Source organism: Arthrobacter sp. CAL618 (assembly GCF_000468215.1).
GTDB lineage: Bacteria > Actinomycetota > Actinomycetes > Actinomycetales > Micrococcaceae > Arthrobacter_D.
On sequence record NZ_ASZW01000229.1, the window covers coordinates 8,808 to 14,531 of the forward strand.

Consider the following 5,724-nt stretch of genomic DNA (forward strand, 5'->3'; position numbering starts at 1 on the left):
AGCCGTGCCCGGTGGAGCTGCGGGCGTCTTCCCGGTTGAGCATCAGCACGCGCCCGTGGTGGGCGGCGATGCCAAGAACCAGCTCCCGGGCCACGGCGGGGTCGTTGGTGCAAACCGTCGCCACGAGTGATCCGGCGCCCAGGGCGGCGAGCCGCACGGCGTGCGCGGCGTCGTCGTACCCGATGACCGAAGCGACCGGGCCGAACGCTTCAACCGTGTGCAGCTCGATGGCTTCGGCGTTCTCCCAGGTCAGCAGTACCGGGGACATGAAGGCGCCCTCGACGGCGGTGTCCACGGTGCCGTCGGCGCGGGTGACACGGGGCGCGTCGAGCGTGCCGTAGGCGAGCTCCCCGCCCGCGGCGATCATGGTTTCGACGGCGGAGCGGACATCCCTGAGCTGGTCCAGGGAGGCCAGGGCGCCCATCGTGACGCCCTCGGCACGCGGGTCGCCGAGCACGATGCGCTGTTCGATGCGGTCCCGGGCGGCGGCGACGACGTCGTTCACCAGGGTCTTGGGCACGATGGTGCGGCGGATGCTCGTGCACTTCTGCCCGGCCTTGACCGTAATCTCGGTGACGAGGGATTTAATGAAGGCGTCAAACTCGGGGGTGCCCGGGACGGCGTCCTCGCCCAGGATGGCCGCGTTGAGCGAATCGGTTTCGGAGGTGAAGCGGACGCCGCCGTGCACCACGTTGTCGTGGGACTTCAGCTTGTTGGCGGTCGACGCCGACCCCGTGAACGAGACCAGATCCCGGTAGTCCAGGTAGTCGAGCAGGTCCCGGGCGGATCCGGAAATCAGCTGCAGCGCGCCCTGCGGGAGGATGTTGGACTCGATGATGAATTTCACGACGGCGGCGGTCAGGTACCCGGTTGGTGTCGCCGGTTTGACGATGGTGGGAACGCCGGCCAGGAAGGCCGGAGCCAGCTTCTCGAGCATGCCCCAGACTGGGAAGTTGAAGGCGTTGATTTGCACGGCCGCGCCCGGGATGCGCGTGTAAATGTGTTCGCCGAGGAAGGTGCCGTCCTTCGAGAGGGTTTCCGGCGGCCCATCCACCACGACGTTGGAGTTGGGCAGCTCGCGGCGGCCCTTCGATCCGAAGGTGAAGAGCACCCCGATTCCGCCGTCGATGTCGACCATGGAATCGATTTTCGTCGCACCGGTCCGGGCCGACAGTTCATACAGCGAGGTGCGCTGGTCGTTGAGGAACTGAGCCAGCGCCTTGAGCATCAGTGCGCGCTGGTGGAAGGTGAACTTGCCGAGGGTCTGCTGCCCGGTGGTCCGGGCATAGTCGACTACCCGGGCGACGTCGAGTCCCTCGGTGCTGACCACCGCCAGCGTCTCACCGGTGCTCGCGTCCCGGACTTCGGCGCTGTTGCGTTCTGTCAGGGAGGTAGCGTCTGGCGTCCACCAGGCATCCTCGATGAAGCTGGGAACTGTCTGCACGCGTACGGCTGTTGAAGTCATCGTCGACTTGCCTTTCACCTGTGGGTAGCGGCGCCCGCCCTCCGTGAGGAGGATAACTGAACGGACGTTCGGTAATATGTCCAGCGTACATTAACTGGCCTTTCCACATCCCTCAAAGGAGCCCTTCGGTGACTCACCAGACCTGGCAGATCCAGCTCGGCGAACTCGACGAGAAGATGGGCGTGAAAATCCTCGAGCAGTCGGTTGAGCGGGTGGTCGCCACCATGCCGGTGGCAGGCAACCGGCAGTCCTTCGGGCTTTTGCACGGCGGCGCGTCGCTCGCCGTCGGCGAGGCTGTGGGGTCCTGGGCGGCAGTCATCCACGCCAGCACCATGGGAAAGACCGCCGTCGGCGTCGACGTGTCGGCCACCCATCACAAGTCCGCCCGCGAAGGACTGGTCACCATCACAGCGACCCCCATCCATCTGGGCGGCACCCTCACCACCCACGAGGTGGTGCTGACCAACGACGACGGCGCGCGGCTGTGCAGCCTGCGGATCACCAATCTGATCATCGACCGCCGCTAGGCGCCCGAGGTCAACCGGTTCCTCAACGCTGCCACTGCCGACGGGGTCAGGCCGGCGTCCAGGAGGTACTGGGCCGCGTCGAGTTGGGAGAGCAGCTGATGCAGGTGCGTTGCGGAACGGTCCAGCCGCTTCTGCAGTTCGTCTTTGGACGCCGGCGGCTCCTTCGGCGTCTCCTGCGTCGCGAAGAACTGGTTGATTCCGCGGACTCCCAGGGCATAGTCCTGCACGATCTCATCGGCGGATACGCCCGCCGCCGACAGCATGACGGCTGTCACCATGCCGGTGCGGTCCCGGCCAGCTGAGCAGTGGATGATCACGCCGCCGTCGGGTGCATCGATCACTGTCTGCACCGCGGCGGCGATCTTCTCGGGCCAGCGTCGCAGGTTCTCCCGGTAGTGCTCCGGCGAGCTCAGGTACGGCCCAACCAGTTCCATGAAGTCGGCGTCGGACGGGTCCTCGGTGGGACGGTTCACGATCGTGAAGCGGGTCAGACTGTCAGCAGCGACAGCCGGGTCACCGGGGCGCCGTCCGAACTCGCCGGGGTTGCGCAGGTCGACCACGGTGCGGACGCCGTCGTCGTACGCCTGTCGCCAGCCGGTTGAGGAAAGCCATTCGTGCCGCCCCATCCGGTACATGCGGCCGGGTAGGATTACCCCGCCGAGACCGCCGAGATCCCGGGCGTTGACGGCGCCGTCCCACCGGACGGCACGGGCTTCGGCCGCGGCAGGATCAGCGGTGTGGCCCGGCTGGGAGGTCATGACCACACTCTAACAATTTGCGGCCAGTCCGGGTGCAGGCTTCTTTCCTGGCCTGTTTCCAGAAAGCTACTGCAGGTGTATCTTTCAGCCATGAAAACTCCCCGTCACTCCCTGTTCGGACGTTCTGCCGCTGGTGCGGCGCTATCGGTCGGCCTGTTGGCCAGCACGATCGCGGGTCCCGCCGCCGCTCATACCCAGGGCCCCCCGGTCCCGGCCGACTATGTGGCCCTGGGCGATTCCTACGCTGCCGGGTTCGGCGCGGGCTTCTACGCCAATGCGTGCGGGCAGTCACCTCTGGGACTGCCGTGGCTCCTCGACGAGCAACGCAAAATCGAGTTGACCTACAACGCCACCTGTTCCGGGGCGAAGGCCGCAGCAAACCCCACCGATGCGGTACCCGACGTCCCTGAGCAGCTGGCAGGACTCGTTTTCAACGAGCTGATCGGTGCTGAGACGGACCTCGTCACGGTGTCGGCGGGCGGCAACGACCTGGATTTTGGGGGCGTAGTGGGGGCGTGTGCCACGCAGGTACTCGAAATCTGCCAAATGGTAATCGACGGCCGCACGGTCCAGGCGCAGACCAGCCTGGCCGCGGCACTCGATGACCTGTACGGGGAGCTGCGCACTGCCGCGCCGAACGCCACAATTGTGGTCACCGGGTACCCGCACCTGTTCTCGCCAAAGTCCGAATCGGAGGTACTGCTCAGTACCGAGGCGCAGCAGTTGTTCAATGACGGCACCGATGCGCTCAACGCGGTCATCAAGCAAAACGCCGAAGCCAACGGACTGCAGTATGTGGACGTGGTGAAGAGGTTCACTGGCCACGGTATTGGCACCAGGGATCCGTGGATCACGTATACCGGGTTCACCGCCATCGACGACCTGCACCCGAATGCCAAGGGGTACGAGTCCGGTTATTTCAAGGCGATCCGCAGCGCAGTGAACCTGAATACTCTGTGGCGGTAGCGCCGGGGCACCGGCGGAGGGGTGTTCCTCGACCGGTTCCGGCTCACTCGGTCCAGTCGAAGAACCCTTTACCTGACTTCCGGCCGAGCTCGCCGCGGGCCACCTTGTCCCGCAGTAGTTGCGGCGGCGCGAAGCGTTCCCCCAGGGTTGATTCGAGATATTCAGCGATGCCGAGCCGGACATCCAGGCCCACCAGGTCGGTGGTACGCAGTGGACCCACCGGGTGTTTGTAGCCCAGCACCATGGCGGTGTCGATGTCTTCGGCCGAGGCGACACCCTCCTCGACCATCCGCATCGCCTCGAGGGCGATTGCGACGCCCAACCGGGAACTGGCGAAGCCGGGCGCATCCTTGACGACCACCGGGGTTTTCCCGAGCAGTTCCACCCAGCCGCGCGCTGCGTCGGCGAGCTCGTCGGAGGTCTGCTGGGCCAGGACCACCTCGATCAGCGTTGAGGCGGGCACCGGGTTGAAGAAGTGCAGCCCGCAGAACCGCTCCGGCCGTTGGAGCTTACCGGCCAGCGAGCTCACCGACAGGGACGAGGTGTTGGTCGCCAGCCATGCGTTGGACGTCAACCGTTCCTCGACCGCTGTGAGGGCGGCTGCCTTCAGCTCGGCGTCCTCGGGGACCGCTTCCACCACCAGCCCGCAGGTTTCGAACGCCGCGTAGTCAACCGATACGGAAACCCGTGCCGAGAGTGTCTGGAGATCCTCCGATGTGGTCCCGCGCTGCACGCTTTTGCCGAGTGCGTCGAGGACACGCTGCCGTGCCGCCTCGGCGGCGNGTCGTCGTCGCGCTCGACGACGACAACGGAGGCACCCGCTGTGCAGAAGGCGTGCGCGATGCCCGCGCCCATCCGGCCGCCACCCAGGACGCCAACGATGTCGGGGATGCGGGCTGCGCTGGGGATTGCTGTAGTCATTTTTTCTTCCTGTCGAGGAATGCCTGCATCCGGTCGAACTTCGCCTCGGATTCAAACAGGATGCCCTGGGCTAACTGGTCAATGACCGGGTGTGCCTCGGGCGGGGCGTGGAACACGGATTTGGTGATGCGGACGGCCAGTGGGTCCTGCCGTGCAATCCGGTCGGCGAGCGCATTGGCGCCCGCGAGGAGGGCCTCGGGTTCGTGGATTTCGGTGATCAGCCTGGCAGCGAGGGCCTCATCGGCGCCCAGGATCCGCCCGGCGAGGAGGATTTCTTTCGCCAGTGGCTCGCCGACCAGTTCCCGGAGCCGCCAGGTGGCGCCCGCGGCAGCCAGAATCCCGAGGCCGGTTTCAGGGTTACCGAGCTTCAGGCTGGGCGTGCCGATCCTGAAGTCAGCGGCGTAGGCCAACTCGGCGCCTCCGCCGAGGGCATACCCGTCCAACACGGCGATGACCGGCAGGGGGAGCCGGGCAATGCGGGCAAAGAGGGTGGAGTTGATCCCGGCGAGCGCATCGTCCCGGCGTCGTTCCCGCAGCTGGGCGATGTCGGCGCCTGAGGCGAACACGCCGTTACTTCCCGTGAGGATGAGGATCCGCGGCCGCTTCTCCAGCGCCTCACACACAGCATGCAGTTCATCGACCATCGTCTGGTCGATGGCGTTACGGACCTCGGGGCGGTGCAGTTGGACGGTGAGGCGGTCGCCGTCGTCAGTGACCCGCAGCGTGGTGAACTGGTCCATCAGACGCGCTCAAGCAGCATGGCGGTGCCCTGCCCCACACCGACGCACATGGTGGCCAGCCCGATCGCCCGGCCCTCACCGCGTGCCTCGCGTTCCAGGCGGCCGAGCAGCGTGATCGCGAGCCGGGACCCCGACGATCCGAGGGGGTGGCCGAGAGCGATAGCACCGCCGTCGCGGTTCACCAGTTCCTCATCGAGTCCGAGCCGGCGGATGCAGGCGATGGACTGGGTGGCGAAGGCCTCGTTGAGTTCGACGGAGGTCAGATCGCTGATGCTCAGCCCGGTGCGCTGGAGTACCTTTTGCGTGGCCGGAACCGGGCCGATGCCCATGATGGCCGGCGGGACGCC

The 5,724-nt window shown here is 66.4% G+C and carries 4 protein-coding genes and 3 pseudogenes (1 of these 7 cut by a window edge); 2 read left to right on the forward strand and 5 right to left on the reverse strand.

What is annotated here, in order from left to right; all coding sequences use genetic code 11:
- Positions 1 to 1,465, reverse strand: a pseudogene (gene paaZ, locus K728_RS19460) (phenylacetic acid degradation bifunctional protein PaaZ); it reaches 625 nt to the left of the window's first position.
- 176 nt (positions 1,466 to 1,641) lie between these two features.
- Between paaZ and K728_RS0113625 the strand changes: the two are divergent.
- Positions 1,642 to 1,992 (forward strand): PaaI family thioesterase, encoded by a 351-nt coding sequence (locus K728_RS0113625; RefSeq protein ID WP_083850861.1) that lies wholly within the window; start codon positions 1,642 to 1,644, stop codon positions 1,990 to 1,992.
- Here the strand turns inward: K728_RS0113625 and K728_RS0113630 are convergent.
- A complete protein-coding gene (locus K728_RS0113630) occupies positions 1,989 to 2,750 on the reverse strand; it encodes a tyrosine-protein phosphatase (RefSeq protein ID WP_050994872.1) in 762 nt (253 codons plus the stop codon). The two genes, K728_RS0113625 and K728_RS0113630, sit on opposite strands and share 4 nt — an antisense overlap.
- Before the next feature lie 90 nt (positions 2,751 to 2,840).
- On the opposite strand from K728_RS0113630, the gene K728_RS0113635 reads away from it, so the two are divergent.
- Positions 2,841 to 3,716 carry an SGNH/GDSL hydrolase family protein gene (locus K728_RS0113635; RefSeq protein WP_156809004.1) on the forward strand — a complete coding sequence of 292 codons (876 nt, stop codon included), beginning with the start codon at positions 2,841 to 2,843 and terminating at the stop codon, positions 3,714 to 3,716.
- Between the two features lie 43 nt (positions 3,717 to 3,759).
- On the opposite strand, the pseudogene K728_RS19465 reads toward K728_RS0113635, so the two are convergent.
- The 3 genes and pseudogenes from K728_RS19465 to K728_RS0113650 form a co-directional block, all read right to left on the reverse strand.
- Positions 3,760 to 4,637 (reverse strand): annotated as a pseudogene (locus tag K728_RS19465) (3-hydroxyacyl-CoA dehydrogenase family protein).
- On the reverse strand, positions 4,634 to 5,377 hold the full coding sequence (locus K728_RS19470) for an enoyl-CoA hydratase/isomerase family protein (RefSeq protein WP_019482388.1): 744 nt from the start codon (positions 5,375 to 5,377) through the stop codon (positions 4,634 to 4,636). The pseudogene K728_RS19465 and the gene K728_RS19470 overlap by 4 nt, the downstream one beginning before the upstream one ends.
- Positions 5,377 to 5,724, reverse strand: a pseudogene (locus K728_RS0113650) (3-oxoadipyl-CoA thiolase); the annotation flags it as partial. The pseudogene K728_RS0113650 and the gene K728_RS19470, both read right to left, overlap by 1 nt.